Source organism: Alkalihalobacillus phoenicis (assembly GCF_047302405.1).
Classification (GTDB): domain Bacteria; phylum Bacillota; class Bacilli; order Bacillales; family Bacillaceae_D; genus Alkalihalobacillus.
In genome coordinates, this window is record NZ_CP154853.1 from 858950 (window position 1) to 885146 (window position 26197).

General features: G+C 40.4%; 23 protein-coding genes and 14 tRNA genes. 26 read left to right on the forward strand and 11 right to left on the reverse strand.

Annotated features, from left to right (window positions below; genetic code table 11):
• Positions 1–137 precede the first annotated feature (137 nt).
• Positions 138–4805 (forward strand): beta strand repeat-containing protein, encoded by a 4668-nt coding sequence (locus AA0017_RS03890; RefSeq protein WP_413379724.1) that lies wholly within the window; start codon positions 138–140, stop codon positions 4803–4805.
• A gap of 333 nt (positions 4806–5138) precedes the next feature.
• Here the strand turns inward: AA0017_RS03890 and AA0017_RS03895 are convergent, their stop codons facing one another.
• Genes AA0017_RS03895 through AA0017_RS03910 form a run of 4 tightly spaced genes read right to left on the reverse strand, consistent with a single transcriptional unit; the run spans position 5139 to position 8826 of the window.
• The gene (locus AA0017_RS03895) at positions 5139–6215 is read right to left on the reverse strand and encodes a DegT/DnrJ/EryC1/StrS family aminotransferase (RefSeq protein WP_413379726.1); all 1077 of its coding nucleotides are present in this window, start codon (positions 6213–6215) and stop codon (positions 5139–5141) included.
• Entirely contained in the window at positions 6208–6750 is a 543-nt protein-coding gene (locus AA0017_RS03900) for an acyltransferase (protein WP_413379728.1), read from the reverse strand. The genes AA0017_RS03895 and AA0017_RS03900 overlap by 8 nt, the downstream gene beginning before the upstream one ends.
• Positions 6751–6762: 12 nt before the next feature.
• Positions 6763–7722, reverse strand: a complete 960-nt coding sequence (locus AA0017_RS03905; RefSeq protein ID WP_413379730.1) for an NAD-dependent epimerase/dehydratase family protein — start codon at positions 7720–7722, stop codon at positions 6763–6765.
• Positions 7723–7749: 27 nt separating this feature from the next.
• A complete protein-coding gene (locus tag AA0017_RS03910; RefSeq protein ID WP_413379732.1) occupies positions 7750–8826 on the reverse strand; it encodes a glycosyltransferase in 1077 nt (358 codons plus the stop codon).
• 204 nt (positions 8827–9030) lie between these two features.
• Here AA0017_RS03910 and AA0017_RS03915 point away from each other — a divergent pair, with 204 nt between their 5' ends.
• A complete protein-coding gene (locus tag AA0017_RS03915; RefSeq protein ID WP_413379734.1) occupies positions 9031–10281 on the forward strand; it encodes a nucleotide sugar dehydrogenase in 1251 nt (416 codons plus the stop codon).
• Positions 10282–10417: 136 nt separating this feature from the next.
• Here the strand turns inward: AA0017_RS03915 and AA0017_RS03920 are convergent, their stop codons facing one another.
• The 3 genes from AA0017_RS03920 to AA0017_RS03930 all read right to left on the reverse strand — a co-directional run bounded on the left by AA0017_RS03920 (position 10418) and on the right by AA0017_RS03930 (position 13655).
• Positions 10418–11062, reverse strand: coding sequence for an HD domain-containing protein (locus AA0017_RS03920; protein ID WP_413379736.1), 645 nt, complete (start codon positions 11060–11062; stop codon positions 10418–10420).
• 20 nt (positions 11063–11082) lie between these two features.
• Positions 11083–13413, reverse strand: coding sequence for an ATP-dependent helicase (locus AA0017_RS03925; protein WP_413379738.1), 2331 nt, complete (start codon positions 13411–13413; stop codon positions 11083–11085).
• 170 nt (positions 13414–13583) lie between these two features.
• A tRNA-Gln gene (locus AA0017_RS03930) sits at positions 13584–13655 on the reverse strand.
• Positions 13656–13765: 110 nt separating this feature from the next.
• Between AA0017_RS03930 and comGA the strand changes: the two genes are divergently transcribed.
• From comGA to AA0017_RS04005, 15 genes are all read left to right on the forward strand, one after another.
• Positions 13766–14809 carry a competence type IV pilus ATPase ComGA gene (comGA, locus tag AA0017_RS03935; RefSeq protein WP_413379740.1) on the forward strand — a complete coding sequence of 348 codons (1044 nt, stop codon included), beginning with the start codon at positions 13766–13768 and terminating at the stop codon, positions 14807–14809.
• Positions 14806–15849: a competence type IV pilus assembly protein ComGB gene (gene comGB, locus AA0017_RS03940; RefSeq protein ID WP_413379742.1), complete on the forward strand. Its 1044-nt coding sequence runs from the start codon at positions 14806–14808 to the stop codon at positions 15847–15849. Before comGA ends, comGB begins: the two co-directional genes overlap by 4 nt.
• A gap of 119 nt (positions 15850–15968) precedes the next feature.
• Positions 15969–16044 (forward strand) — tRNA-Ala (locus AA0017_RS03945).
• Positions 16045–16074: 30 nt separating this feature from the next.
• A tRNA-Ser gene (locus AA0017_RS03950) sits at positions 16075–16167 on the forward strand.
• A 166-nt stretch (positions 16168–16333) separates the two neighbouring features.
• Positions 16334–16410: transfer RNA gene (locus AA0017_RS03955), tRNA-Met, on the forward strand.
• A gap of 218 nt (positions 16411–16628) precedes the next feature.
• Positions 16629–16705: transfer RNA gene (locus AA0017_RS03960), tRNA-Asp, on the forward strand.
• Positions 16706–16723: 18 nt separating this feature from the next.
• Positions 16724–16808, forward strand: a tRNA-Tyr gene (locus AA0017_RS03965).
• Positions 16809–16816: 8 nt separating this feature from the next.
• Positions 16817–16892 (forward strand) — tRNA-His (locus AA0017_RS03970).
• A 29-nt stretch (positions 16893–16921) separates the two neighbouring features.
• Positions 16922–16996 (forward strand) — tRNA-Gln (locus tag AA0017_RS03975).
• 4 nt (positions 16997–17000) lie between these two features.
• A tRNA-Gly gene (locus AA0017_RS03980) sits at positions 17001–17072 on the forward strand.
• A 20-nt stretch (positions 17073–17092) separates the two neighbouring features.
• Positions 17093–17181, forward strand: a tRNA-Leu gene (locus AA0017_RS03985).
• Between the two features lie 17 nt (positions 17182–17198).
• Positions 17199–17275: transfer RNA gene (locus tag AA0017_RS03990), tRNA-Arg, on the forward strand.
• A gap of 179 nt (positions 17276–17454) precedes the next feature.
• Positions 17455–17525 (forward strand) — tRNA-Gly (locus tag AA0017_RS03995).
• A 62-nt stretch (positions 17526–17587) separates the two neighbouring features.
• Positions 17588–17660 (forward strand) — tRNA-Lys (locus tag AA0017_RS04000).
• Positions 17661–17672: 12 nt separating this feature from the next.
• Positions 17673–17754 (forward strand) — tRNA-Leu (locus AA0017_RS04005).
• Between the two features lie 962 nt (positions 17755–18716).
• On the opposite strand, the gene yidD is transcribed toward AA0017_RS04005, so the two are convergent.
• A complete protein-coding gene (yidD, locus tag AA0017_RS04010; protein ID WP_413379743.1) occupies positions 18717–18959 on the reverse strand; it encodes a membrane protein insertion efficiency factor YidD in 243 nt (80 codons plus the stop codon).
• 210 nt (positions 18960–19169) lie between these two features.
• Between yidD and comGC the strand changes: the two genes are divergently transcribed.
• The 8 genes from comGC (at position 19170) to AA0017_RS04050 (ending at position 22199) form a co-directional block, all read left to right on the forward strand.
• Positions 19170–19511: a competence type IV pilus major pilin ComGC gene (comGC, locus tag AA0017_RS04015; protein WP_413382378.1), complete on the forward strand. Its 342-nt coding sequence runs from the start codon at positions 19170–19172 to the stop codon at positions 19509–19511.
• Positions 19498–19959: a competence type IV pilus minor pilin ComGD gene (comGD, locus tag AA0017_RS04020; protein WP_413379745.1), complete on the forward strand. Its 462-nt coding sequence runs from the start codon at positions 19498–19500 to the stop codon at positions 19957–19959. The genes comGC and comGD overlap by 14 nt, the downstream gene beginning before the upstream one ends.
• Positions 19940–20260, forward strand: coding sequence for a prepilin-type N-terminal cleavage/methylation domain-containing protein (locus AA0017_RS04025; protein ID WP_413379747.1), 321 nt, complete (start codon positions 19940–19942; stop codon positions 20258–20260). The genes comGD and AA0017_RS04025 overlap by 20 nt, the downstream gene beginning before the upstream one ends.
• Positions 20247–20693, forward strand: coding sequence for a prepilin-type N-terminal cleavage/methylation domain-containing protein (locus AA0017_RS04030; RefSeq protein ID WP_413379749.1), 447 nt, complete (start codon positions 20247–20249; stop codon positions 20691–20693). Before AA0017_RS04025 ends, AA0017_RS04030 begins: the two co-directional genes overlap by 14 nt.
• Positions 20686–21057, forward strand: a complete 372-nt coding sequence (comGG, locus tag AA0017_RS04035; RefSeq protein WP_413379750.1) for a competence type IV pilus minor pilin ComGG — start codon at positions 20686–20688, stop codon at positions 21055–21057. The genes AA0017_RS04030 and comGG overlap by 8 nt, the downstream gene beginning before the upstream one ends.
• A complete protein-coding gene (locus AA0017_RS04040; RefSeq protein ID WP_413379752.1) occupies positions 21058–21564 on the forward strand; it encodes a shikimate kinase in 507 nt (168 codons plus the stop codon). It abuts the gene before it with no gap.
• A 37-nt stretch (positions 21565–21601) separates the two neighbouring features.
• The gene (locus AA0017_RS04045; RefSeq protein WP_413379754.1) at positions 21602–21793 is read left to right on the forward strand and encodes a YqzE family protein; all 192 of its coding nucleotides are present in this window, start codon (positions 21602–21604) and stop codon (positions 21791–21793) included.
• Positions 21794–21953: 160 nt separating this feature from the next.
• Positions 21954–22199 (forward strand): DUF2626 domain-containing protein, encoded by a 246-nt coding sequence (locus tag AA0017_RS04050; protein ID WP_413379756.1) that lies wholly within the window; start codon positions 21954–21956, stop codon positions 22197–22199.
• Between the two features lie 92 nt (positions 22200–22291).
• Here the strand turns inward: AA0017_RS04050 and AA0017_RS04055 are convergent, their stop codons facing one another.
• Positions 22292–22924 carry an MBL fold metallo-hydrolase gene (locus tag AA0017_RS04055; protein ID WP_413379758.1) on the reverse strand — a complete coding sequence of 211 codons (633 nt, stop codon included), beginning with the start codon at positions 22922–22924 and terminating at the stop codon, positions 22292–22294.
• 334 nt (positions 22925–23258) lie between these two features.
• On the opposite strand from AA0017_RS04055, the gene AA0017_RS04060 reads away from it, so the two are divergent.
• The gene (locus tag AA0017_RS04060) at positions 23259–23444 is read left to right on the forward strand and encodes a DUF2759 domain-containing protein (RefSeq protein WP_413379760.1); all 186 of its coding nucleotides are present in this window, start codon (positions 23259–23261) and stop codon (positions 23442–23444) included.
• Positions 23445–23600: 156 nt separating this feature from the next.
• Here the strand turns inward: AA0017_RS04060 and AA0017_RS04065 are convergent, their stop codons facing one another.
• Together AA0017_RS04065 and AA0017_RS04070 are read right to left on the reverse strand one after the other, a co-directional pair.
• Positions 23601–24398 carry a YqhG family protein gene (locus AA0017_RS04065; RefSeq protein ID WP_413379762.1) on the reverse strand — a complete coding sequence of 266 codons (798 nt, stop codon included), beginning with the start codon at positions 24396–24398 and terminating at the stop codon, positions 23601–23603.
• Positions 24376–26052 carry a DEAD/DEAH box helicase gene (locus AA0017_RS04070; protein WP_413379764.1) on the reverse strand — a complete coding sequence of 559 codons (1677 nt, stop codon included), beginning with the start codon at positions 26050–26052 and terminating at the stop codon, positions 24376–24378. The genes AA0017_RS04065 and AA0017_RS04070 overlap by 23 nt, the downstream gene beginning before the upstream one ends.
• Positions 26053–26197 lie beyond the last annotated feature (145 nt).

Sequence of the window (26197 nt, forward strand, 5' to 3'; positions counted from 1 at the left end):
ACACTCTTCATTTTCTGAGAGTGTTTTTTTTGTGATATTAGTTTTAGATACTTGCCTACTCATAATTTGTTTATTCGAATACACTGATAACTATCATAGTAAATGGTGTGGAGATTATTCATTTAGAGGTGGTCAAGTTGTATTTTAAAAATAATAAAAGGAATTGTTGTGGAGCGAAACCACCAGTTATTATTCCGAGTGGTTTTCCAGATGGATTTGGGCCATCTAGAAGGGGCCCACAAGGACCACCTGGACCTAGAGGGCCAAGTGGAGCGACGGGTCCAACCGGAGCGACAGGAGTCACCGGAGTAATAGGAGCAACGGGCTCAACCGGAGCCACAGGAGTAACCGGGGCAACGGGAGCGACCGGGGTAACGGGAGCCACGGGAGTAACTGGGGTAACGGGAGCCACGGGAGCAACAGGAGTAACCGGAGCCACGGGAGCAACAGGAGTAACCGGAGCCACAGGAGCCACGGGAGCAACCGGGGTAACGGGAGTAACCGGAGCCACAGGAGCCACGGGAGCAACCGGGGTAACGGGAGTAACCGGAGCCACAGGAGTAACTGGGGCAACGGGAGTAACTGGAGCCATAGGAGTAACCGGAGTAACAGGAGCGACGGGAGTAACTGGGGCAACCGGAGTAATGGGAGCCACGGGAGCAACCGGGGTAACAGGAGTAACAGGAGCGACGGGAGTAACCGGAGCAACTGGGGCAACAGGAGCCACGGGAGTAACCGGAGCCACCGGGGTAACAGGAGTCACCGGAGCAACTGGGGCAACAGGAGTAACTGGGGTAACCGGAGCAACGGGAGCAATCGGAGCAACGGGAGTAACCGGAGCAACCGGGGTAACAGGAGTCACCGGAGTAACGGGAGCCACGGGAGTAATGGGAGTAACGGGAGCAACAGGGGTAACGGGAGTAACAGGGGCAACCGGAGTAACTGGTCCGACAGGAGTAACGGGAGCAACCGGAGTAACTGGTCCGACAGGAGTAACAGGAGCAACCGGGGTAACGGGAGTAACAGGAGCGGCGGGAGTAACAGGGGGAACTGGAGCAACCGGCCCAACGGGTCCGACCGGAGTAACCGGAGCCACCGGAGCAACTGGGGCAACGGGAGTAACAGGAGTAACAGGGGTAACAGGAGCAACGGGAGTAACAGGAGCAACCGGAGCAACCGGAGCAACCGGAGTAACCGGAGCAACAGGAGTAACAGGGGCAACGGGAGCAACAGGGGTAACAGGTCCAACCGGAGTAACCGGAGTAACCGGAGCAACAGGAGTAACAGGGGCAACGGGAGTAACCGGAGTAACAGGAGTAACCGGAGCCACAGGAGTAACAGGGGCAACGGGAGCAACCGGGGTAACAGGTCTAACCGGAGTCACCGGAACAACAGGAGTAACGGGAGTAACAGGTCCGACCGGGGTAACAGGAGCCACGGGAGTAACAGGGGCAACCGGAATAACAGGGGTAACAGGAGCAACCGGGGCAACCGGAGCGACGGGAGTAACTGGGGCAACAGGAGTAACGGGAGCCACGGGAGTAATGGGAGTAACGGGAGCAACCGGGGTAACAGGAGCAACCGGGGTAACAGGAGTAACCGGAGCGACGGGAGCAACCGGGGCAACAGGAGCAACCGGAGTAACAGGAGTAACCGGGGCAACGGGAGTAACCGGAGCGACAGGAGTAACAGGGCCAACGGGAGCCACGGGAGTAACTGGGGCAACAGGAGTAACGGGAGCAACCGGGGCAACAGGTCCGACCGGAGTAACCGGAGTAACTGGGGCAATAGGAGTAACGGGAGCAACCGGGGTAACAGGAGCAACTGGAGCAACAGGAGTAACAGGAGCGACGGGAGTAACTGGGGCAACCGGAGTAACAGGTCCAACCGGGGTAACGGGAGTAACAGGGGTAACTGGAGCAACCGGCCCAACGGGTCCGACCGGAGTAACCGGAGCCACCGGAGCAACAGGGGCAACGGGAGTAACAGGAGTAACAGGGGTAACAGGAGCAACGGGAGTAACAGGAGCAACCGGAGTAACTGGCCCAACGGGAGCCACAGGAGTCACCGGGGCAACGGGAGCAACAGGAGTAACAGGTTCAACCGGAGTCACCGGAGCGACGGGAGTAACAGGGGTAACAGGAGCAACCGGGGTAACAGGCCCAACAGGAGTAACAGGGGCAACAGGAGTAACGGGAGCAACGGGAGCAACCGGGGTAACCGGAGCCACCGGAGTAACTGGGGCAACTGGAGTAACTGGAGCCATAGGAGTAACCGGAGCCACAGGAGTAACAGGAGCGACGGGAGTAACAGGGGCAACCGGAGCAACGGGAGCAACCGGAGCAACGGGAGTAACCGGAGCAACGGGAGTAACAGGGGCAACAGGAGCAACAGGGGTAACAGGAGCAACGGGAGCAACCGGAGCAACGGGAGTAACCGGAGCAACCGGAGTAACTGGCCCAACGGGAGCCACAGGAGTCACCGGGGCAACCGGAGTCACCGGAGCGACGGGAGTAACAGGGGTAACAGGAGCAACCGGCCCAACAGGAGTAACAGGGGTAACAGGGGCAACGGGAGCAACCGGAGCCATAGGAGTAACCGGAGCCACAGGAGTAACAGGAGCGACGGGAGTAACAGGAGCGACGGGAGTAACAGGAGCGACGGGAGTAACAGGGGCAACAGGAGTAACGGGAGCAACCGGGGTAACAGGAGCAACCGGAGTAACCGGAGTAACTGGCCCAACGGGAGCCACAGGAGTAACCGGGGCAACAGGAGTAACCGGAGCGACGGGAGTAACTGGGGCAACCGGCCCAACAGGAGTAACTGGGGTAACAGGGGCAACGGGAGTAACTGGAGCCATAGGAGTAACCGGAGCAACCGGAGTAACAGGAGTAACAGGAGTAACAGGAGCAACGGGAGTAACCGGAGTAACCGGAGTAACTGGCCCAACGGGAGCCACAGGAGTAACCGGGGCAACAGGAGTAACCGGAGCGACGGGAGTAACTGGGGCAACCGGCCCAACAGGAGTAACAGGGGCAACCGGCCCAACAGGAGTAACAGGGGCAACCGGAGCAACGGGAGTAACCGGAGCAACCGGGGCAACAGGGGCAACGGGAGCAACCGGAGCCATAGGAGTAACCGGAGCAACCGGAGTAACAGGAGTAACAGGAGTAACAGGAGCAACGGGAGTAACGGGAGCAACCGGAGTAACAGGGGCAACGGGAGTAACAGGTCCAACCGGAGCGACGGGAGTAACAGGGGTAACAGGAGCAACGGGAGCAACCGGAGCAACGGGAGTAACCGGAGCAACGGGAGTAACCGGAGTAACTGGCCCAACGGGAGCCACAGGGGCAACCGGAGTAACGGGAGCAACCGGGGTAACAGGAGCAACCGGAGTAACTGGCCCAACGGGAGCAACCGGAGTAACCGGGGCAACAGGAGTAACCGGAGCGACGGGAGTAACTGGGGCAACCGGCCCAACAGGAGTAACTGGGGTAACAGGGGCAACGGGAGTAACTGGAGCCATAGGAGTAACCGGAGCCACAGGAGTAACCGGAGCGACGGGAGTAACAGGGGCAACAGGAGTAACGGGAGCAACCGGGGTAACAGGAGCAACCGGAGTAACCGGAGTAACTGGCCCAACGGGAGCCACAGGAGTAACCGGGGCAACCGGAGTAACCGGAGCGACGGGAGTAACTGGGGCAACCGGCCCAACAGGAGTAACAGGGGCAACCGGAGCAACGGGAGTAACCGGAGCAACGGGAGTAACCGGAGCAACCGGAGCAACAGGAGTAACAGGGGCAACGGGAGTAACCGGAGTAACCGGAGCAACCGGAGCAACAGGAGTAACAGGGGCAACGGGAGCAACAGGAGTAACAGGTCCAACCGGAGTAACCGGAGCAACCGGAGCAACCGGAGCAACAGGAGTAACCGGAGCAACAGGAGTAACAGGGGCAACGGGAGCAACAGGGGTAACAGGTCCAACCGGAGTAACAGGAGCGACGGGAGTAACAGGAGCAACCGGAGTAACAGGGGCCACAGGAGTAACCGGAGCAACCGGGGTAACAGGTCCAACCGGAGTCACCGGAACAACAGGAGTAACGGGAGTAACAGGTCCGACCGGGGTAACAGGAGCAACGGGAGTAACAGGGGCAACAGGAGCAACGGGAGTAACAGGGGCAACAGGAGTAACAGGAGCCACAGGAGTAACCGGAGTAACAGGGGTAACAGGAGCAACAGGGGTAACAGGTCCAACCGGAGTAACAGGAGCAACCGGGGTAACAGGAGTAACGGGGGCCACGGGAGCAACAGGTCCCAATATATTAGAAACGGGATTCTCGGCATTTAGATCACCGTCTACTACAAATGCTCCTATTCAACTGACGAACTGGACGACGACACCTCCTTTCTATACAGATCCTGGATTTAATGCAGCTGCGGGTACGTTTACAGTTCCTGAGAGTGGAAGGTATTCATTTAAAGCAGTTCTATCGTACAGTACGACTGTAGCTTTAACAGTAGGAAGCTCGGCAAATCCACAGTTTGTAATTAGAAGAACGTCGCCAGGTCCGGAAGATTTAATATTAGGATACTTTCCTGTCGTAAACATAAACCTTGCTTTAGTAAATATTAGAGCGATTCTCGGGCAAGGGACAGTGACACTTGGAGGAGATTTAGATTTAAATGCAGGAGATGTTATCGCAATTTTTTATGTGGCGGATGGACTTACTCTTAACCTTAATATAGGTGCAGGAAATGCACGAGCGAATGTTTGGTCAGTCCACAGATTGACTGACGATATATAAAAAGATACGAATATCCAATATATTAACCTTAGGAATTTCAATTATTAATCTCATAAAATTGAGATTAATGAGAGAAGTTCCTTTTTCTTGTGGTTGCAGACAGCAATTCAACAAGGGATAGTGTCAACGGTAAAAACGGGAGTATATATTGTATTAGATGTGGATGATGTCCTTTTAAAAGAAGACCAGGAAATGCTCCAGAAGTGGTCCTTATTTTTGATCCCTAACATAAAGCAAGCCGATGAGATTTTTAATCAAAATCTCATCGGCTTGCTTTTTTTAGTTAGAAGTGAGTTGTGTCCCACCCTCTTTGTTAGTTTATCTATATTATTTTTAATACTTTTTTATTATCTCTGTTATATAGTCGATAGGAACATCATCGTGACACGGTAAAGTAATGGTAATGTTTTGTAAGTGTTTTGAGTTAGACTGAGGGGATTGATACTTTTCTAGATAATAGGGTGTTTGGCTTAAACTATACGTACCAATTGTTGTTTCAATTTTTTTAGCGAATAAATATTGAATTAATCGATCTCTATCTACATATTTAGGGGTGGTAAATACGATGGATTGGAGATTGTGTTTAGTATCATTGTTGACTTTTTGTATTTGATAACCTAGTGGTGCTAATGCTTTGACGTATTCATCTTTCATTTTTTGACGTTTTTCAATAATAGAATCAAGTTTTTTTAATTGATGAATACCAATAACGCATGAAATGTCAGGTAATCTATAATTGTATCCAGATGAAATGAATAAGGGCTGGTTATTGGTGATAGTTGCTCCATGGTTTAATAAGATTTTCAGTTGTTCGTTCCATTCAGAATTATTTGTTAAAATCGCTCCGCCTTCGCCTGTTGTTAAAAGTTTACGAGGATGAAAACTAAAACAAGTTAGATCAGCGATAGTTCCAACTTTTGTATTATTTATTGAACTACCTATGGAACAAGCCGCATCTTCTATAAGCACAATATGATGTTTTTGACAAATTGCTTTAATATCTAATAGGTTAGATGGGTTACCTAGAGCATCAACAAAAATAATGGCCTTTGTCTTTGGAGTAATGGCAGATTCTAAGTTCGCTGCTTCCATATTATAAGTGGCTAAATCAACATCTACAAATACAGGTTTAGCTCCGGTATTTTCGACAACATTAGCAGTCGCAGGGAAGGAAAAATCAGAAATGATGACTTCATCCCCTTTTTTGACGTTTATTAGTGCAAGACAAGTACTAAGAGCAGTTGTTGCTGATGTTGTTAAGTGAACATATTTTACTTTTGTATATTCAGCTAAAGCATTTGAAAATTGGTTAACAAATGGTCCTTTTGTAAATTGTTTCGTAGCAAAAACTTGTTTAAGATCTTCTTCAACTTCATTATAATCGATATAAGGTTTGATTAATTTAATCATTGGAACCTTCCTTACTTGCTCGTGCTTTTATTACTTTTGCAGGAACTCCAACCGCTACACTATACGGAGGGATGGAACGATTTACTAATGCGTTTGCCCCAATTTTAGAGTGAGCCCCAATCGTCACTTCACCGATGATGGAAGTGGCCATGCCGATATTACAATTCTTTTCAATTGTAATAGAAGGGAAATGTAGAGGAGAAAATAAAATCGGCTCATTTGGGTCATCTGGTTCAATATGGGAGGAAGCTAGTATATGAACAGAAGGACCAATCCCAGCAAATTCTTTAATAGTAACACCACCAGCACCGTGGATAAAACATCTTTGGCCAATCCAACAATTGGATTCTATCGTTAATTTGTGTTTATAATATCCTTTTATTATGGTGTCATGGCCAATATAAACATTGTCCCCGATAAAGATATTTTCTGGGTGAAAAATTCGAACTCCGTCTTCGATGATTACATGATCCCCACAGGAACCTAATTTACTTTTGTCGACATGTCCAAGACCATCACTTCTCCATTTCTTCATAAATAGCCTCCTTTATGTTAAATATTTTGCCGTTAAGTTAATTCCTTTCTCTAAATCTACTTTTGCTTCAAAACAAAGAAGTTCTTTTGCTTTTTTTATATCTGGTATTCTTAATTGAATATCTGCTGTTGTTTGAGTTATATACTGAATGTTGGATTTTGATTTTAAAACTCGAATAATTGTATTTGCAAGTTCATTAATGGTTGTTATGGACTTTACGTTACCAATATTAAATGATTCACCAATCGCTGAATCATTTAATAAGCTACAATAAATAGCCTCGACCATATCATCCACATAACACCAAGCTCTAATTTGTGTGCCATTTCCATGAATATAAAGCGTTTCATTATTAAGGGCATTTTCAATCATTAGTTTGATAGCACCTTCTCCTACCTGCCCTGGCCCATATATATTAAACGGTCTTAAGATAACAGTTGGTAAACGTAGTTGTTTATAATAGGAATAGGCAAGATGCTCACTTGCGAGTTTGCTAACGGCGTATGTCCACCTAGCTTCACCTACGGCACCAAGTACAGCATCGCTTTCTTCAGTTGAACGAAATGCGCGTTGCCCGTAAACCTCGCTAGTACTAAAGCAGATTACTTTTTTGCAGTTATCTAATTCGCTAGCGGCCTCAAGGATATTTGCTGTACCAATCATATTAACTTGCATAGTTTTTATAGGATTATGTGTGACGGTATCAATCCCCGCAATTCCAGCTGCATGAACAATATATGTGGCTCCTTTAATTGCTTTTTTTAATTCAGAAAGATTAAGAATGTCTCCGTTTATAATGGTGAGATTTGAATTATTATTGTAATCCTTATATTTTAATGAATTTCTAAAAAAATTATCGAAGACGATAACGTTATTTTCATTGATTAATCTACCTATTAGCTTCGAACCGATAAATCCAGCTCCACCGGTAATAAATATAGTCTCATTGTTCAGAGTTTCTGATATATTCATTTTAGACACCTCCTGTTATTTTGAGATTTAATCGTTTTGAATGAGGATTTTTTTATAAATGTCCAGTAGTTTACAACTGTTTTTTAAATGGTCATGATACAGGTTTGCGTATTGTCTTGAACATTTAGCGAGTTCTTTCAGTTGATCTTGATTTTTTAATAATTCTCTTATTGTTTCATATATGGTGTCAGGATTTGCTGAAATAATAGGTAATTCTTGAGGGTAATGCTCTTTCATATAGTCACTTATATGACAAATAACAGGTTTTCCTAGAGCCATACATTCTACGGCAAAGAGGCCATAGCTTCCAATGTGTAACTGATCGATAATGAGATCAGCTTGCTGGTATATTCTTTTGGCTTCTTCATGAGACGTACCAGTTATAAGTTGGAAATCAAACTCGAATTCGGACTGTAACTTTGTTATGGCGTTGATAATGTATGGAGAGCCTTTAACTTCATAATTAGTAGGGGCATGAACAATTAATGGTTTTTTGTTTTTCTGATCTAATACTTGATAATTTGATAGATCGACACTAGTAGGAAGCATGAAAGTGTGTTCGTAGTAATCTTCTACATACCTTAACAACTCATGATCAGCTACAATACAGTAACGAATATGTTGAGATAGCTTTTTTAAAGTACGTTCGATGTAAGTTGAGTTTTTCACTTTGGCTTTTGCATAAGGGTTTATTTCTAATGCTTTATTAAGATCCCGTACATCACTACCCCAATGATTCATCAGAATGGGTTTCTTATGGTGATTGATTATATTTAAATCGGAATAATCTGGCATCAAACTTGTTGAAAAGTGAAAGTGGAATATATCAAATGAAGGAATAATCGTATTTTGTATATGTTCTTTTAAGAGATCGATTTTATTGAAGTCTTTCCATGTTCCTCCCTCAATTTCAAATTCAGATGAATAGTTTAGGTATGAAGGATAGTAGTTTAATGTAGATGGGATGACTTCTGTATGGGATAGTCCTTTGGATAAGGTGTACATTTGATTGGCTATTTCAATTGTTCCTTGTAAAAGGAGCAAGGGAGCATTAACCGACTGGCTCACATTTTTCTGACATTCCATTTTTATGTTGTTTTTCATGACATACCCACTTTCAACGTTATTCTCCAAGACATTATATGTCAGCAAGGAAAGAATGTTTATTGTTAAGTCAAAATGATTAAAGTTAAACATCCATTTGTTACATAATTAAGGCCCATTTCAGCTTATCTGCATGTCGAAATAACACCTTTTTTCATACATATAATCATATGGTGTTTATGTGTCTAGAAAGGGGTTTAATACATGGAGAGTAAGGTCGCCATTATTGGTTTAGGTTATGTCGGGTTGCCTTTAGCTATCCTTTGCCATCAAAAAGGGTTTGGTGTTTTAGGAATCGATATTGACCAATCGAAAATAGAGTTATTAAACAAAGGGCGTTCTTATCTAGCGGATTTACAAGATGATGAGATAAAAAAAGTAGTCAGTTCTTCTACATTTCAATATTCAGCTGATTTTACAAGAGTGGAAACGGTTGACACGATTGTAATTTGTGTCCCTACTCCTTTAACGAATCACTCGGAACCGAATTTGACTTACTTAAAAAACGCTTTTAATGGGATTATTCCTTATCTAAAAAAAGATCATTTAATCGTTGTTGAGAGTTCTACTTACCCAGGAACAACGGAAGAAATACTAAAACCGATGTTAGAAGAAAAAGGATGGAAAGTAGGGGAGGATCTATTTTTAGGGTATTCACCAGAAAGAATTGATCCAGGTAATCAATTGTTTTCACTTGAAAATATTCCTAAGATAATAAGTGGTACAACTGAAAATTGTCTAGATAGGATTAATAATGTTTATGACAAAATATTTAGTGAACTAGTTCCTGTAAAAAATACAAAGGTTGCAGAAATGACAAAAATAGTAGAAAATACTCAACGCTTTATTAATATTTCATTTATAAATGAATTAAGTCAAATAAGTGAAAAATTAAATGTTGATATTTGGGAAGTAATAGAAGCCGCAAGTACAAAACCATATGGGTTTACCCCTTATTATCCTGGGCCAGGCATTGGTGGACATTGTATTCCAGTTGATCCGTTATATCTTAAGTGGAAAGCAAATGAACTAAAGATTAATACAGAATTTATTAATCTTGCAAAAAAAATTAATGATAACCAACCTACCTATATCGTTAAAAGAGTTCTTAACCTTATCGGACCTGATACTGGGAAAGTATTGGTTATTGGATTGACTTATAAAAAAGATATTAATGATATGAGAGAATCAGCAGCCGTTAGTGTGTTTCAAGGGTTGATTGAAAAGGGGATCAAAGTGGATTATCATGACCCGTTTTTAGAACAAATAGAAGTAAAGAGTCATCTTTATCAACACCAACCATTGTCAGCTAAGCGGATAGCTGAATATGATTGTGTCGTTATTTTAACAGACCATACAAATGTTGATTATGATTTAATTAAACAATCAGCTCAGACTATTTTCGATACGAAAAATATTTATGACAGTCATGAAAAGCATATTAAAAAATTGTAATCATGTAGGAGTGGACTTGAGGTTCATTCATATAAAAGAAGTATCAGGCTTGTTTGAGTGGTTGATTTTATATAATAAAAAGGAGGTGAGCCATTTTCATTTGCTCATCTCCTTTTTAGCAGGTGAAGGTTTCTTATTATTCCCCATTCCACTCCCGATAAAACTGCTCCAAAAATTCTTCCATAAACAAATGTCTTTTTTCGGCTTCTTCCTTAGCACTATTGGTATTCATTAAGTCTTTTAATTTGAATAGTTTCTCATAAAAGTGATGGACGGCTGAGGATTTGCCGTTTCGGTATTCTTCTAATGTCATGTTATCGCGTACAGCAATTGTCGGATCATACATGGCTTGGCCTTTATGTCCAGAATAAGTAAAGGCTCTAGCAATTCCAATCGCTCCGATCGCATCTAATCGGTCAGCGTCTTGAACAACCTTTGCTTCGATCGTCCGAAGTAATTGTCCGTTTCCAGCTTTAAAAGAAATCGACTGAATGATATCAAAGATAAGTGCTTGCTCCTCGGGAGTTACTTGGATGGAGTCGAGCCATTCTTTTATCGAATTTAAGGCTTTTTCTTCATTTTCTATTAACTTGTCATCAGCGATATCGTGGAGCAATGCAGCCATCGTGACGATAAAAAGATCAGCTTGTTCTTTATTGGCAAGTGCAATGGCTTGATTTGTCACACGTTTAATGTGATACCAATCATGTCCACTTTTCTCATCGAATAATTGCTCTTTTACCCATGCTTCTGTTTTATTGATCATTTCTGTGTGGTTCATTATCTCTTTTCTACCTCTCTTTAAGTGGTCAAGCTACTTGCTTTTGATACCATTTTTTGTGCTTCTCTTACAAATCGAGAACGTTGTGCTTGTTTACCGCGCCGCATCATTGGAACGGAAATGGATAAGGATTGAACCGCTCTTGTAATCGCGACATACATTAGTCTTCTTTCCTCTTCCAAAGGGTTGTCATTGCCTTCTCGCCATGCTTCAAGGGCATAATCATGAGGCAAGTTTCCTTCAACGGTTCCCAATAAATAAACATGGTCATATTCTAATCCCTTTGCCCTGTGGATGGTCATTAATTGTATCGCTTCTTTGGACGGGGGAAGTGACTTGATTTCTTTGTATTTGGCTATCATATGGTCAACATGTTCCAAAAAAGAGGAAATCGTTTCATGCTGCCTGGCCGCTACTTTTAAGTCCCTAACATCATCTGAACCGCGGTCCATCTTATTGCCTTCGTTGCCTTGTTTTTTGATATAGTCTTTTAAACCCATCTCAGACTCTATATACTGAATCGCTTTTTCAGGTGTCATCTTTTTAAGTGTTTGAAACTGTTTAGGTAATGCCTTTAATTTTTTTAATTGAAAAGGGAGTAGATTTTCTACATAAGAAAAAGCTTCTACTAATGTGCAGTCATGTGTGATGCTATATGCTTTTACATCTTGAACGACATTTTGTTTCAAAAATAAGGCACTTGTCATATCAGGGACGGCCTTCATATCATCTTCGTTTTGAGCCAATCTTAAGTAAGCCAAAATTTTACGAATGGTTTTACGGTTATAAAAGGATTCACCGTCACTTTCAATGACAAAGGGAAGACTGGAGTCAATTAACCGTTCAAATAAAGCTCTTGCATGGGTATTTGTTCGATATAAGATCGCAAAATCTGCTGGCCTGGCTCCAGCTTCGATTCGTTTTTTTATATTGTTCACAATTATCGTTGCTTCTTCTTCCTCATCATAAGGATAAAAAAGGGTCGGATAGTTTTCTATATGGTGCTGGGCTTTTAAGGTCTTTTTGAATCGTTTCCGGTTTGTGGCAATGACTTTGTTAGCGACTGAGACGATCGAATGATTGGAACGATAATTCTCATTTAAAATGATTTTTTTAGCTGATTGATAGTTTTGTTGAAAAGAAAGAATATAGTCTGGATCACTACCTCTAAAGCCATAAATCGATTGGTCATCATCACCAACAACACAAAGGTTATTTGACTTTCCTGTAAGCATTGTCATGATTTCCGCTTGGACTTTGTTAATATCTTGGAATTCATCGATTGAAACATAATTAAATCTTTGTTGATAACGAGCCCTTAAATGCTCATCTGACTTTAGGAGCTCGTAACAACCGATTAACATATCATCAAAGTCAAACATTTGCTCTTGTATTCTTTTTTCTTCGTATCTTTTATATAAATATTGAACTTTTTCTTCCCATTGATCCGCTGCTTTTACTTGGTCAGGAGAAATTAAATGGTTTTTCCACCAGCTTATTTGCGTTAACGCTTGGTCATAAGCAAAGTCTTTTTCATCAATATCGATTTCACGACCTGCTTCTTTTATTAGTTTGTCCCTTTGCCAATCCATTTTTAACAATTTACTAGAATGCCAACGATCGGGGTGATGGTGTAACAAAATTTTATAAAAAATACTATGAAACGTCCCGACCATTAACTGTTTAAGTGTCTGTTTCGAAAGGTTTGGATAAATTTCCATTCTAGCCTTCATTTCTTTTGCTGCTTTGGCTGTAAATGTGACGAGAATCATTTCTTTTGGAGAAATTTGCTTAACGGTTAACATATAAGCAGCCCTAGTCGTAAGCACTCTCGTTTTTCCACTACCTGCACCTGCCAAAATGAGAAGAGGCCCCTCCGTTGTTTCGACAGCCGACCATTGATTATCATCTAAATATATACCGTTAGTCTGTAATAGGCTTCTATACTCTGATTGATAAGTCATGGTTGTTGACTTAGTAGGTTGAAAATCAGGAATCATCGTTAACGGCTCAGGTTTTTTCCAACTTGAATCATGGGATTCACGTGTTTGAGAAATAGAACGATTTTGTGGGATCGAAAACCCATTTAACGCTTGCTCTTGTTTTTTCGGTTCTTCTTTTTGGGTGGAATATTTTTTTTCGAACGCATTCACTTCATCGACACAACTTAGGGTTGTGGGAGGGTGAAGGAATTGGGCGGGCTCTTCTATACTTAATTGTAGACGCATTTTTTCGCCACAATGAATACAAGTTAACGCCCCTCTAATACCTGCCTTATATAGTTGTTGCCATTCTGAACGATCAATAGTAGGCAAATGAATCACTCGTTTATGATAATAGGCAGTTTGCATGAACATCATCTCCTACAAACTAGCTTCTTTATTTTCCATCTTTATCGTAGCAAATTTTATATAAAAGGTGGAGTTTTTATTTTTTCAATAGGGTAGCATCAATTGATTTTGGACATAAAAAAAGACTGCCCAATGGTCTTATCGACCTTTTGTTGCAGTCTTATTAATAACTGGGCTAGCTGGATTCGAACCAACGCATGACGGAATCAAAATCCGTTGCCTTACCGCTTGGCTATAGCCCACTAGTAAAATGTATTATAACCTAACATTCTCTTTTCATGCAAGATGAAGAGGATTATTTTACTAAATGTCGAATTTAACCGTATCAAAGAATAGAATGGAGGAGTCATTATTGTACGAAGTCGAACAATTGAGTCAAAATCTAATAAAAGAAGCGATTGTTAATCAAGCATCTGATTTGCATGTCATTCCGATTGGTCAAGGTTACTTAGTGCAAATGCGTATTCACGGACAAATCAAATCAGTTAGACGATTACGTATTAAACAAGCCGAAAGATTAATTAGTCATTTAAAGTATCAATCGGGCATGGATATTGGAGAAAGGAGAAAATCCCAAAGCTCGATGATCCCTTTTGTTGACCAAAACAACGCGTATACTTTACGTCTTTCCACTTTACCTGCTACCCCTACCGAAAGTTTAGCGATTCGTATATCGAAACAAAACAGTTCCACAACGATTCAAAACCTTCCCCTTTTACCAAAACAGCTTCCTTCCTTATTCCAAGCACTTCAATACACATACGGACTTTTACTCATTACAGGGCCAACAGGTTCTGGCAAAACAACGACTCTTTATTCTCTATTAAATGAGTTTATTTCGCAAAAGAATAGAAGGGTTATTTCAATTGAAGATCCGATTGAACAATCAATTGAACAGGCGGTACAAATCCAAATAAATGAAAAAGCGGGAATTACATTTGAAAGTGGTTTACATTCGATATTAAGGCATGATCCAGACGTTATTGTTATTGGAGAAATTCGTGACAAACAAACGGCAGAGTTGGCATTACGTTCAGCTTTAACCGGTCATTATGTGCTTGGCACTTTGCATACTCATGATTGTTACTCGGCGATTATTCGTTTATTGGATTTCGGATTAACTCGAGTTGAGTTAGCGGAAGCGACACGAATGATTATGACACAACGACTCTTTTTACCGATATGTCCTTATTGTGAAGGGGAGTCGACGAAAGAATGTGGTCATTTTCTTTATAGGGAAAGAAAGGCGGTATACGAAACTCTTTCTGCAGAACGCTTAAGGGAAGCGATCTTGAATCAAAAGGTTTCATACCGAAAATTACGAAATGAAGTGAGGTTAGCCTGGGCATTAGGCTATTTAGAGGATGATGAAATAGAAAGGCAGGGGCTATGGTGAAAAAAAGAATAAGATTAAGAAAAGACCACCAGGCGTTAGTGAACCAGCTTGCTCGTATCGCTCAATTGCTTGAACAAGGTTATCCACTTACAATCGCTCTTTCATTTATAAAGTTACATGCTTCTATTGAACATCAACAGTTGTATACAAAAGTAGAATTAGATTTAAAAGCGGGTGTAAGTGTTTCGGAAGCGTTTGAAGTCTTTTCCTTACCAAACGATGTATTGTCCTTTATTTATTTTTATGAACAACAAGGAGATTTGGCAAAAGGATTTAATCAAGCAAGCGAGCTTTATCGAAAGAAAGAGAAGACGAAAAAGGAGCTATCAAAAATTTTACGTTATCCACTTGTTTTAATTTGGATTACGGTACTGATGAGTTTAATGCTCCAGCAATTCATCGCCCCGCATCTTACGCAAATGTTCTTGAGTTTCCAAGGCTCTCCACCATTTATTACTTCCTTCTTTTTTTCAGTGATTGACTTCATGCCACTTCTTAGCGTCTTCCTTACTATGACCGTATTAGTTATCGGAATATACTATCTGTATGTGATCAAAAAAACGAATGCCTCTAGAAAAATGAACCTTCTCTTAAAAATCCCCCTTATTAAATCATTTATTAAACAAATATTAACGTATTTCTTTGCCTTGCAATTAGGACATTTATTGGAATCTGGTATGTCTGTTCGTCATGCGTTAAGTATTTTTGAGAATCAACATTACTTATCTTTTTTTCGTGAGGAGGTTAGCTTGATAAAAGTGGAGCTCATTCAAGGTCATTCTTTATTTGAGATCATGAGTACACGGACTTTTTTTATGGGTGAGCTTGCATTAGTAATCGAAAATGGAGAGAGAACAGGGTACTTAGGGAAAGACTTACAATCCTATAGTGAGTTGCTATTTTTTGAATTGGAAGATAAAATTCAAAAGTTGTTTGCGATGATTCAACCGGCGTTTTTTATTTTGATGGGTGGTTTTGTATTATTTCTATTCTTAGCGGTAATGCTACCTATGTTTACGTTAATTGGAACGTTAAATTAATGGGGAAAATCGGAAGTGGAAAAATTTTTTCGAGAAATTTCAAAAAAGGTATTGCAGGTTATAAATGTTTCGTGGTATAGTAATAAACGTCGCTGAGACATCAACAAATTAAGCGATACGGGGCCTTAGCTCAGCTGGGAGAGCGCCTGCTTTGCACGCAGGAGGTCAGCGGTTCGATCCCGCTAGGCTCCACCATGGAATATTACATATCATATATTCTAATTCGGAGGAATACCCAAGTCCGGCTGAAGGGATCGGTCTTGAAAACCGACAGGCGGGTTAAACCGCGCGGGGGTTCGAATCCCTCTTCCTCCGCCATATTTACTTCAGCACTTAATAGCTATATAATAATGCGGGGTGGAGCAACGAGCATTACATCAATGAGTAATCTCCGAGTAATATCGACGCAGCAACTTCAAAGCATAGCTAGAAGAGGAAGATGTCTTCATCCATGAGAAAACATCATCCATTAACTTTAAAACGACGCGGGGTGGAGCAGTCTGGTAGCTCGTCGGGCTCATAACCCGAAGGTCGATGGTTCAAATCCGTCCCCCGCAACCAATTAATATAGCGATACTACGTAGGATATTCTCCATGCGAGCGTAGATAGTAGTGCTTGGAAAGTGCAACCAAATAAATTCATGATAGCTACGTTGGGTTTTCTACTAGCGAATGATATAAGTAGTACTTGAAAAGTGCAACCAAATAATATAGCGATACTACGTTGAATAAGCTTCATGCGAGCGTAGATTGAAAAATGTACAAGTTTTATACATATTGGTCCGGTAGTTCAGTTGGTTAGAATGCCTGCCTGTCACGCAGGAGGTCGCGGGTTCGAGTCCCGTCCGGACCGCCATTATATTATTTTTATGCTGGAGGGGTAGCGAAGTGGCTAAACGCGGCGGACTGTAAATCCGCTCCCTAAGGGTTCGGCGGTTCGAATCCGTCCCCCTCCACCAGTTATGTGGCGATTGTGGTGAAGTGGTTAACACATCGGATTGTGATTCCGACATTCGTGGGTTCGATTCCCATCAGTCGCCCCATTAATTTAATAAAAAATCCTTATAAATATTGGGCTATGGCCAAGTGGTAAGGCAACGGATTTTGATTCCGTCATGCGTTGGTTCGAATCCAGCTAGCCCAGCCAATATGCGGAAGTAGTTCAGTGGTAGAACACCACCTTGCCAAGGTGGGGGTCGCGGGTTCGAATCCCGTCTTCCGCTTATAAGGTTGTCAATCAATAGCCGGGGTGGTGGAATTGGCAGACACACAGGACTTAAAATCCTGCGGTAGGTGACTACCGTGCCGGTTCAAGTCCGGCCCTCGGCACCATTAAAATATAAGATGATGCGCCCTTAGCTCAGCTGGATAGAGTGTTTGACTACGAATCAAAAGGTCGGGAGTTCGAATCTCTCAGGGCGCGCCATTTTAAATTAAATAAATTTTTACATGCGGGTGTAGTTTAGTGGTAAAACCTCAGCCACGAGCGAAGCTTCTATGAAAAATCAACGAGTTGTCTTGACGCAGCAGGCTACGAAGTGTAAGCTAGAAGAGGAAAAGACATGCAACAGGTGAGCAACATCAATTAAATACCATTTATAATATGCGGGTGTAGTTTAGTGGTAAAACCTCAGCCTTCCAAGCTGATGTCGTGAGTTCGATTCTCATCACCCGCTTTTTTATTTTGTCTTTTTTTATTTACATGATTTATTTTCATTAAGGGTAAGCTATTTTATATGAGCCATTAGCTCAGTCGGTAGAGCATCTGACTTTTAATCAGAGGGTCGAAGGTTCAAGTCCTTCATGGCTCATCATCAACTTAAGCGGGTGTGGCGGAATTGGCAGACGTGCTAGACTTAGGATCTAGTGTCTTTTGACGTGGGGGTTCGACTCCCTTCACCCGCATAAATAAAGGAGAGGCAGTTTTAAGAGCCTCAAAATAGTTAAGTGGATGAGAAGGTGTATTTTTTACCTTTTCATCTTTTTTTGCGTTTAATTAAAGGGGAATGTTATTAGTAATGAAAATGTGTGTGTTGAGGAAATAGGGGTACGCCCTTACACAAATTAGGCATGTATTCCATCATCATTTCCTAGTATGATAGCTGTTTTTAAAAAAAGGAGATACTTACTAATGTCTAAAAATCCATTAACGCTCGTTCCTATTATTAAATTCTATTCAGAAGACGATTCTTCGTTTATTTTCCCCTGAGTTCTATAATTGCCAGAGTGACTTTAGTTCATGGGCACCAAGGGAATCAAAGGAGGCCAATGAAGCCAAAAGCGAGCGAATCAGAGCCACAAAGGGAATCAAAGGCCCTCAATGAAGCCGAAAGCGAGCGAATCAGAGCCACAAAGGGAATCAAAGGCCCTCAATGAAGCCAAAAGCACATGAATCAGAGCCACAAAGGGAATCAAAGGCCCTCAATGAAGCCGAAAGCGAGCGAATCAGAGCCACAAAGGGAATCAAAGGCCCTCAATGAAGCCAAAAGCGAGCGAATCAGAGCCACAAAGGGAATCAAAGGCCCCCCATGAAGCCAAAAGCATATGAATCAGAGCCACAAAGGGAATCAAAGGCCCCCCCAATGAAGCCAAAAGCATATGAATCAGAGCCACAAAGGGAATCAAAGCCCCTCAATGAAACCAAAAGCATATGAATCAGAGCCACAAAGGGAATCAAAGGCCCCCCATGAAGCCAAAAGCACATGAATCAGAGCCTAACAGGGAATCATAGAACCCAAATGAATGCTTAAGTCTGCCAAACAAGTTGGCTTCGGGTTCATGAACTCTCGTGTTGTGTGACATAAGACACAAAATAAGATAAACAAACAAAAAAGGCTCCTAAAAGCTCATCGTAATGAAACTTTTGGTTAGCCTTTTTTGTTTGTCTTCATTTCCGATTTTTCTGGTACGAGGTCAATACCGCCTTTATGAAAAGGATGGCACTTACTTATGCGCTTTATCGTTAACCATCCTCCTTTTAGTGCTCCAAATCGTTGGATTGCTTCAACCCCATAATGAGAACAAGTTGGGTAGAAACGACAAGTTGGAGGGGTAAGTGGGGATATAAACTTTTGATAACCACGAATGAATAATAAAAATAATTTTTTCATTAATTATTTCCCTTTCTAAAAAAAGTGGCAGGAAATGAGGTTGCCTATGTGTAATTATAACAAATATCCAAAAGAAAGGTGGTGTGCAAAAAACGACTTTTTCTTCTCCTCCATTTAGCATCTAAAATTAAGACCCCAAACAAGCTAACCCTTTCCTTATTCACTATCCCAATCATCTACTTTTATTATGAGGTGATAAAATTGAAAAAGATGATTAAAAATGAACGAGCTTTTACGTTAATAGAAATGCTTGTTGTTTTAATGGTGATTTCTGTTTTGCTCCTAATCCTTGTCCCCAATTTAACTCAAAATCAATCAACAGCAAATGATAAAAGTTGTGAAGCGACTGTTCGGCTCGTCCAATCACAAGTGTATGCTTATCAGATTGACGAAGGAGCATTACCAAATGATATGGATGATATTTTACCTTACCTCCATGTAGCAAGTGAAGTCCAATTAGATGATGATGGGAATTTACAATGTCCGAACGGAGATTATCTTGAAATAGGTGACAAAGGTATCATATCTGTTGTAAACAATGAAGATAACTAATAAAAACTGGTCTTCCGGTGGTTTTACCTTGATTGAACTTCTTCTGGTCCTTTCAATCATTTCCATTCTTCTTTTCATTCCTCTTCTTTTTGCAAAATCATTTCAGTACGAACCATCTCCAGAGCAAGTAGCTGAAAGTTTAAAGGAAGATTTGCTTTTGACACAGCATCTCGCGATGTCTAGAGGAAATCATATTAATTTCATAATTGATAACCTTTCAAAAAAGTACGTTATTCGTTATGGGGCGTTTGAGACTATTGTTGAAAAGCCTTATGCAAGGGATGATATGTCCATTTATTTCTTCAGTACCATTAATAACAATAATATTTCGTTTAATCGAAATGGCCATCCCCGCATATCTGGAAGCTTTCGTTTAGAAGTAGGAAGTGAAAAGTTTGTTTTTACGATTCATTTAGGAAAGGGGTGGGTTGAGTATAAAAAAATGTGATGGATTTACTTTAATTGAAGTTCTTCTTTCTTTTTCGTTATTAAATCTCATTTCGCTTATGTTAGTACCAGTCATTATCGAGTTGCAACAGGAAAGGCTAACATTGCGTGAACAAGAAGAAGCATTATATATCTTAGAGGAAGGAATTCATCATTTTATGTTAGAACAGCCGATTCCTGAATTGAAAAATAAGCAATTTGAACAATCGATTAATGAAGATATGGGGGAAATCGAATATTGTTTACAGTGGCAAGCGAGTAATCATAAGTTATATCAGAGTTGTTTATATGCCAAAAGATAACCGTGGAATGACGTTAATTGAGTTGTTGTTGGCCGTCAGCTTAGGTAGCTTATTATTTCTAATCCTTCCGACTATTATGCTCGTCTTTTCAGAGTCGGTTAGGGGAGAGAAAACGACTGATTGGGAAGCGATGGTTTTTTTTAATTTACTCGCTCAAGAGGTAAGAGGGGCCGTTTCCGTAGAAGGAACAGAAAATGGTGTTCGTATTTATAGGAGTGATGGTGTATTAATTTCTATGCAAAGACAGCAAGGTGGGACGATTGTTTTTCAAAAAAACTTTGAGGGTTACGTTCTTATGCAAAGTGAAGTCCATTCTTTTAAATGTGTTAATGTTCAAGAGCTGATAACTTGTACGTTGATAAAGGAAAATGAAAAAACGTATACACGAACGATGGTTGCGGTGCCGTTCGCTTGGGAGGTGGAAAATGAATGAAAAAGCGTTTGTTTTTCCACTAACCTTGATTTTTATTTCTCTTTTAATTTTGGCCATCGCTTTTCAAGCAAATTCGCTCATTCAAGAGAAACGCTTTATTGCTGAGCAAGAGAGAGTTATTCAGCTCCAATCTTTATTACAAATGGCGATTGTTGATTTCCAAAAAAATCCCGACATTTTATCAGAAAGTAAAGTCTTTTCATATGAGCATGGTACGGTTACACTTATTGTAACTCAAAAAAGTAATCCATATGTTTATGAAATTCAGTTTCAAGCTGAATTAATACAAGGGAATACAAAGGTTGGTATAATGATTTATCATGATGATACGAGGTTAGTGGAGGAATATTGGGAGGTTAAATAGGTGCAGCAAATTGTTTATTTGACTGGTTTTATGGGGTCTGGGAAAACAACGGTAGGAGAAGGATTAGGAAAAGCAGTAGGTGTCCAAGTCATTGATACCGATCAATGGATTGAACAAACAGAAGGGGAAACGATTAAAGAGCTATTTCAAACAAAAGGTGAACAGTATTTTCGGGAAAAGGAAACGGAAGCTTTAGCGAAAATTCAACAAACTCCTTTAATCGTTACAACTGGTGGTGGTATCGTTTTAAAGGAGCAAAATAGGGAATTAATGAAAAAAAAGGGGATAGTCGTTTTCCTTGATTGTAAAATCGATGAAATTTTTGACCGTGTAGCAGGGGATTCCACTCGTCCTCTGCTCCAAAATAAAAGCAAAGCAGATATTAAAAAGATTTTTGATGAGAGGAAGACCTATTATTTAGAGGCAGCGACGATCGTTTTTGATACGTCCGGAAAATCGGTCATGCAAATTGTTCAAGAATTAAAAGAAATATTGCTTAAAAAATAATAAAACGGGAAACCTAAAAAGGAAAGAGGTGATCCCGTTGTCTTTTAACGATTACGTAAAATTTGTGACAGAACAACTTGTCAAAAAAATGGACGAACCACGTGTAAAAAAAGAATTGAATACTAAATCAAACGATGAATTGGTAAAACAACCGTTATCAAATAAAGCATTTGGAGTGATTCCATTAGGGATTTCCATGTTTGTTCATCGTAAAAAAAATAATTCCTAATAATTTTCACAAATCCTACGAAACTTAATTGGATTTTACGAATTACAGCAGTTAAAGCATTTACAATTAAGAAGTGAGTCGTATATAATATAACAGTACTCAATTTCAGTAATTGATAAAATGAAAAAAGTTATAATAAGTAAGAAGAGGAGGGGCAGCTATGGATCGAATGTTTCGCGTCCTTGCTTTCTGGACAGGGATCTTTGCGGTACTATTTTTCGTTGGTGATATGACGAATATGGCCATCTTGTTCTTTGCACAAACAGGTGCATTGTTAGCATTAAGTTATTTAAAATTATCTGAACGAGTGTATATTTATATTTTTGGAGCATATTGTACGATTTTCTTTGTTGGGTTTACATATTACTCAACGTTCTTACTTGTTCCAAGCTTCGGTGGACATTAATTTGTACATACGAGAAAACCGCGTCTCATTTGAGAGCGGTTTTTTTAGATAAAAGATTCAATCGTCAGCCAAGAAGAGTCATTATTTTCATCTTAAAAACCTGATAAAAAGGGGTTTGAATCCATTTCCATTCCAATGGTTGTCACTTGACCGTGTCCACAAGCGACTACAGTGTCTTCAGGCAATTCGAGTAGTTTATCATGAATGCTTTTTAACAAAGTTTCATGATCGCCTCCAGGTAAGTCTGTTCGACCAATCGATTGGCTAAATAAGACATCGCCAGAAAAGACAATCGCTTCTTTTGGATAATAAAAAGAAACACTTCCAGGTGAATGCCCTGGTGTATAAAAGACTTGGAATAAAAAAGGCCCCACTTGTAAATCAGCTTCATTTGTAATAAGTATATCGGCGGGTTTAATTTTGATCGAATCACCGATAAAACGACCAGAACCATTTTTACTCGGGTCACTAAGCCAATCTTTTTCTTTTTTATGTAAATATACAGGAATTCGGAATTCATCTCGTAGCTCGTCGACTGCTCCGATATGGTCAAAATGAGCATGTGTTAAAATGATGGCAAGCGGTGTAAGTGCTTCTTGTTTTAACCACCTTATGACTTTCTGGCCTTCACTTCCTGGGTCAAAAATAATCGCTTGCTTTTTTTCGTTATGTAAGATATATGCATTTGTTTGCAAGGGGCCAAGTGGCATTTGCTGAACTGGCATTTATTTGCCTCCTTCATGAAGTTTTATGATCTTAGTTTACCTATATTAGTGTAAAAGTTCAAAGTTTTCATGTGCTAAAAATATTATGACAATATTTATAAGTCTGTTTAGTAAGTCTCGACAAATCGAATGAAAAAGAGTAAAATAAGCTTGTATTGTACATGCTAAGAGCAAAAGAGATGTGATGGGTTTAAAGAGGTCATTTTTCTAAAATGTTTAGAATGGATTAAACCAAAAAAACCATCAATTTTTTATCTGGCTTTTAAAAGATCAATTATTGATTTTATGGTAAAATGTATGAAGAATACGGTAGTACATAAGGAGGAAACTTAACGTGTTTTTATCTATTACGCTTCTAATTGTAGCAGTTATTTGTTTAATTGCTGTATTCCGTGAATTACGTCGAAAGAACTTCTTTGCAGTTGGATTTGCCATGATTTCCTGTGCAGTTTTCGGCTGGTTCTCTATCATGACGATTTGGGCGATTTTGTTCGATGGTAGAGGAGCTCCTGGTATTTAATAGGAAAAAGAACCCTTTCAAGTTCAACTTAGAAGGGTTCTTTTTTTAGGTGCAGAGTAGACTTCACGGTCTGATTTAATAATAAACTTCTAGTCCCCATTTTAGCTGGACTAAGGGAAAAGCTAATCTAACCCCTCAACAAATGTTTTCTGCTCCTCATTGAAACACTTGTTTTTCCAAATAAAACATTCCGCCATTAATAATCGAGACATCGATATAAGGGGAATACAGCTCTTCTAAAGCTTGCTTTTCCATATGATAACTTTCAGGCTTTTCGTCTAAATCTTCATAAAAGCTTTCCAATAAATTCGTTTCCTCCTGCCAACGGTGATAGGCTTCTTGTGCCCATGTGTCATCCTCATTCTCAGCAAAGGTTTGAACGACTTTTTTTAAACGGTTAATGCCACTATTAATTTGAATAAAAGGGGAGAGGGTAAAGCATAAATCAGGCATTTTCGGTGTGAGCATGGTATCTTTCACTTTATCAAAAAATTGTGGCACAATCTGACCATGTATTAAGTTAATCCCTAACGATAATAAGATTTCCTTTTTACGATCACTACAGAAGGAGATTTTAATATTAAGACAAATCCATGGGTGTAATGGAACCGACTGTTGGCCTTGTACGTTAATGTTTTCATACACACGAACATAGCCGCCTAATGTTTTGGTCGTATTAAAGAGTTGGTGAAGGCGAGGGGAGCCAAAGTGGATTTTCTCGCCTTGCAAGTCTTCAGGGCTTTGATTGGCGTTTGTAATAAAGGTTACTTGCATCGGATTCGGCACGCCACCTGTTTTTTCTAAGTAATGCCAATAAAAAGGACGATTCATAATAAGCTTGTCCAACTCAGGTGTTAATTGAATCGTTAAATGATATGGCGATCTTTCTGTAATGTCACATTCATTAGCTACAAAATAATCTTCAATAAACTTATGAAGATGAGGCTGTTGCATCCAAATCCTCTCCTTCCATTGTATGCTCCTCAATTGCTTGGTTCATAATCTCCGCTAAATGTTCAAATTTAATTTCCATTTCTCTTTGGGAATCGGATTCAGATATTACTTCTTGAATATAATCTTCTATTTTCGGTAGCTCAATTTTCGTTAAAATGTCATCAAGTTCACCGATGACACTTTCAAATAAATGAATTTTTTCATAAAGAAGAGATAAGATATTTTGCTCGACTGTATCGTTAACAGCAAAATTATAAATGTGTACATCTTTTTGCTGACCAAGGCGGTGAATTCTGCCAATCCGTTGCTCAATTCTCATTGGATTCCACGGCAGGTCATAATTGATGATATGACTACAAAATTGTAGATTGATTCCCTCACCACCAGCTTCTGTTGCAATTAATACTTGGGCATTGTTTTGGAAAAGGTGACGCATCCAATCTTTTTTTCCACGTTTAAATCCTCCTCTAAAAGGAACAGAGCTAATGCCGTTTTGTTGTAGAAACCATTGTAAATAAAGCTGTGTTGCCCGATATTCAGTAAAAATAATCACTTTATCATCAATCTTTTTAATTAATTCCAGAGCTTTTTCAGCTTTCGCGTGATGATCAATCGTTGCTACCTTTTGTAAAAGTTCTAGAATATGTGGGGCTGGTTCCTTTTCCTCAGTGGGCTTGGCCATCTTGCTTAACGTCATATAAGCTGCTTCACGACTAGAACATAACTCTCGTTGTAAGGTTAAAATTGAAAAATGATTGGCGATTCCCTTTAAGGCAGACAGCTCCTCATAAAAAGCTCTTTCTGATGGACTGAACTCAATTGGTATCGTTTTAACGATTCGTTTTGTCCATTCAATTCCGGTGTCTTCTCGACGATTTCGAACCATTACTTTATTCACTAATTCTCGTAATTTTTCTTCATTTTTAGGAGAACGATGGTTGGAACGATATTCTTTTTCAAAGCTTGAGATGTCACCTAAATGACCTGGTTTTAGAAGAGAAACAAGATTAAAAATCTCTTCTAGTTTGTTTTGGACAGGTGTTGCTGTCAATAACAAACAAAACTTCTTTTTAAGGTGTTTAATGAATTCATAGTTTTTAGTGTTCGGATTTTTTAATTTATGGGCTTCATCAATAATGACGAGGTCATAGTTTTGATTCATGACAATGTCTCGATGTGGTTGTCTTTTAGCCGTATCGATCGAGGCGACGACGACATCATATTGTTCCCATACATACGCTTTACGTTGGGCAGCAGCTGGAATAAAAAATTTCGAATTTAATTCCATCGCCCATTGTGAAACAAGGGAGGCTGGCACTAATATTAGAGCCTTTTTTACAAGGCCACGAATCATATATTCTTTTAAAATAAGACCAGCTTCAATCGTTTTTCCTAAACCCACTTCATCGGCTAATATGGCTTTTCCATTCATTTTCTCAATGACCGTATTGGCCACCTCCATTTGGTGGGGGTATGGTTGTAATTCAGGTAAGTATTTTGGGGCTAAAAGCCCTGTGAAATCTGGTATAGCTTGATGTTGTTCAGCTTCATAGGCGAGACGGAATTGTTGAAGATTAGACCAGACTCCATCACTCTCAAGACGAGTCATAAATCCTTGTTGCCATTCTTTGTCGAAACGAATATCGATTTTCATCTTTTGTGACCCCTTTCAAAAATAAATCTTGCGTAAATAACATGGTATTGGTAGGATATATGTATAAAAAAGAATCAAAAATAAATTAAAAACGAACATTAGATGTATATTTGGTATAGAATGTACATGTTTTTCGGTGAGTTCT

Coding starts and splice junctions, on each gene's coding strand:
- yidD (WP_413379743.1), bottom strand. CDS start 18,959: ATGAAAAAATTATTTTTATTATTCATTCGTGGTTATCAAAAGTTTATA.
- AA0017_RS03900 (WP_413379728.1), bottom strand. CDS start 6,750: ATGAAGAAATGGAGAAGTGATGGTCTTGGACATGTCGACAAAAGTAAA.
- AA0017_RS04055 (WP_413379758.1), bottom strand. CDS start 22,924: ATGCCAGTTCAGCAAATGCCACTTGGCCCCTTGCAAACAAATGCATAT.
- AA0017_RS04070 (WP_413379764.1), bottom strand. CDS start 26,052: ATGAAAATCGATATTCGTTTCGACAAAGAATGGCAACAAGGATTTATG.
- AA0017_RS03910 (WP_413379732.1), bottom strand. CDS start 8,826: ATGAAAAACAACATAAAAATGGAATGTCAGAAAAATGTGAGCCAGTCG.
- comGG (WP_413379750.1), top strand. CDS start 20,686: ATGAATGAAAAAGCGTTTGTTTTTCCACTAACCTTGATTTTTATTTCT.
- AA0017_RS03925 (WP_413379738.1), bottom strand. CDS start 13,413: ATGCAAACTGCCTATTATCATAAACGAGTGATTCATTTGCCTACTATT.
- AA0017_RS03905 (WP_413379730.1), bottom strand. CDS start 7,722: ATGAATATATCAGAAACTCTGAACAATGAGACTATATTTATTACCGGT.
- AA0017_RS04030 (WP_413379749.1), top strand. CDS start 20,247: ATGCCAAAAGATAACCGTGGAATGACGTTAATTGAGTTGTTGTTGGCC.
- comGD (WP_413379745.1), top strand. CDS start 19,498: ATGAAGATAACTAATAAAAACTGGTCTTCCGGTGGTTTTACCTTGATT.
- AA0017_RS03895 (WP_413379726.1), bottom strand. CDS start 6,215: ATGATTAAATTAATCAAACCTTATATCGATTATAATGAAGTTGAAGAA.
- AA0017_RS03920 (WP_413379736.1), bottom strand. CDS start 11,062: ATGAACCACACAGAAATGATCAATAAAACAGAAGCATGGGTAAAAGAG.
- AA0017_RS03915 (WP_413379734.1), top strand. CDS start 9,031: ATGGAGAGTAAGGTCGCCATTATTGGTTTAGGTTATGTCGGGTTGCCT.
- AA0017_RS04065 (WP_413379762.1), bottom strand. CDS start 24,398: ATGCAACAGCCTCATCTTCATAAGTTTATTGAAGATTATTTTGTAGCT.
- comGC (WP_413382378.1), top strand. CDS start 19,170: ATGATTAAAAATGAACGAGCTTTTACGTTAATAGAAATGCTTGTTGTT.
- AA0017_RS04050 (WP_413379756.1), top strand. CDS start 21,954: ATGGATCGAATGTTTCGCGTCCTTGCTTTCTGGACAGGGATCTTTGCG.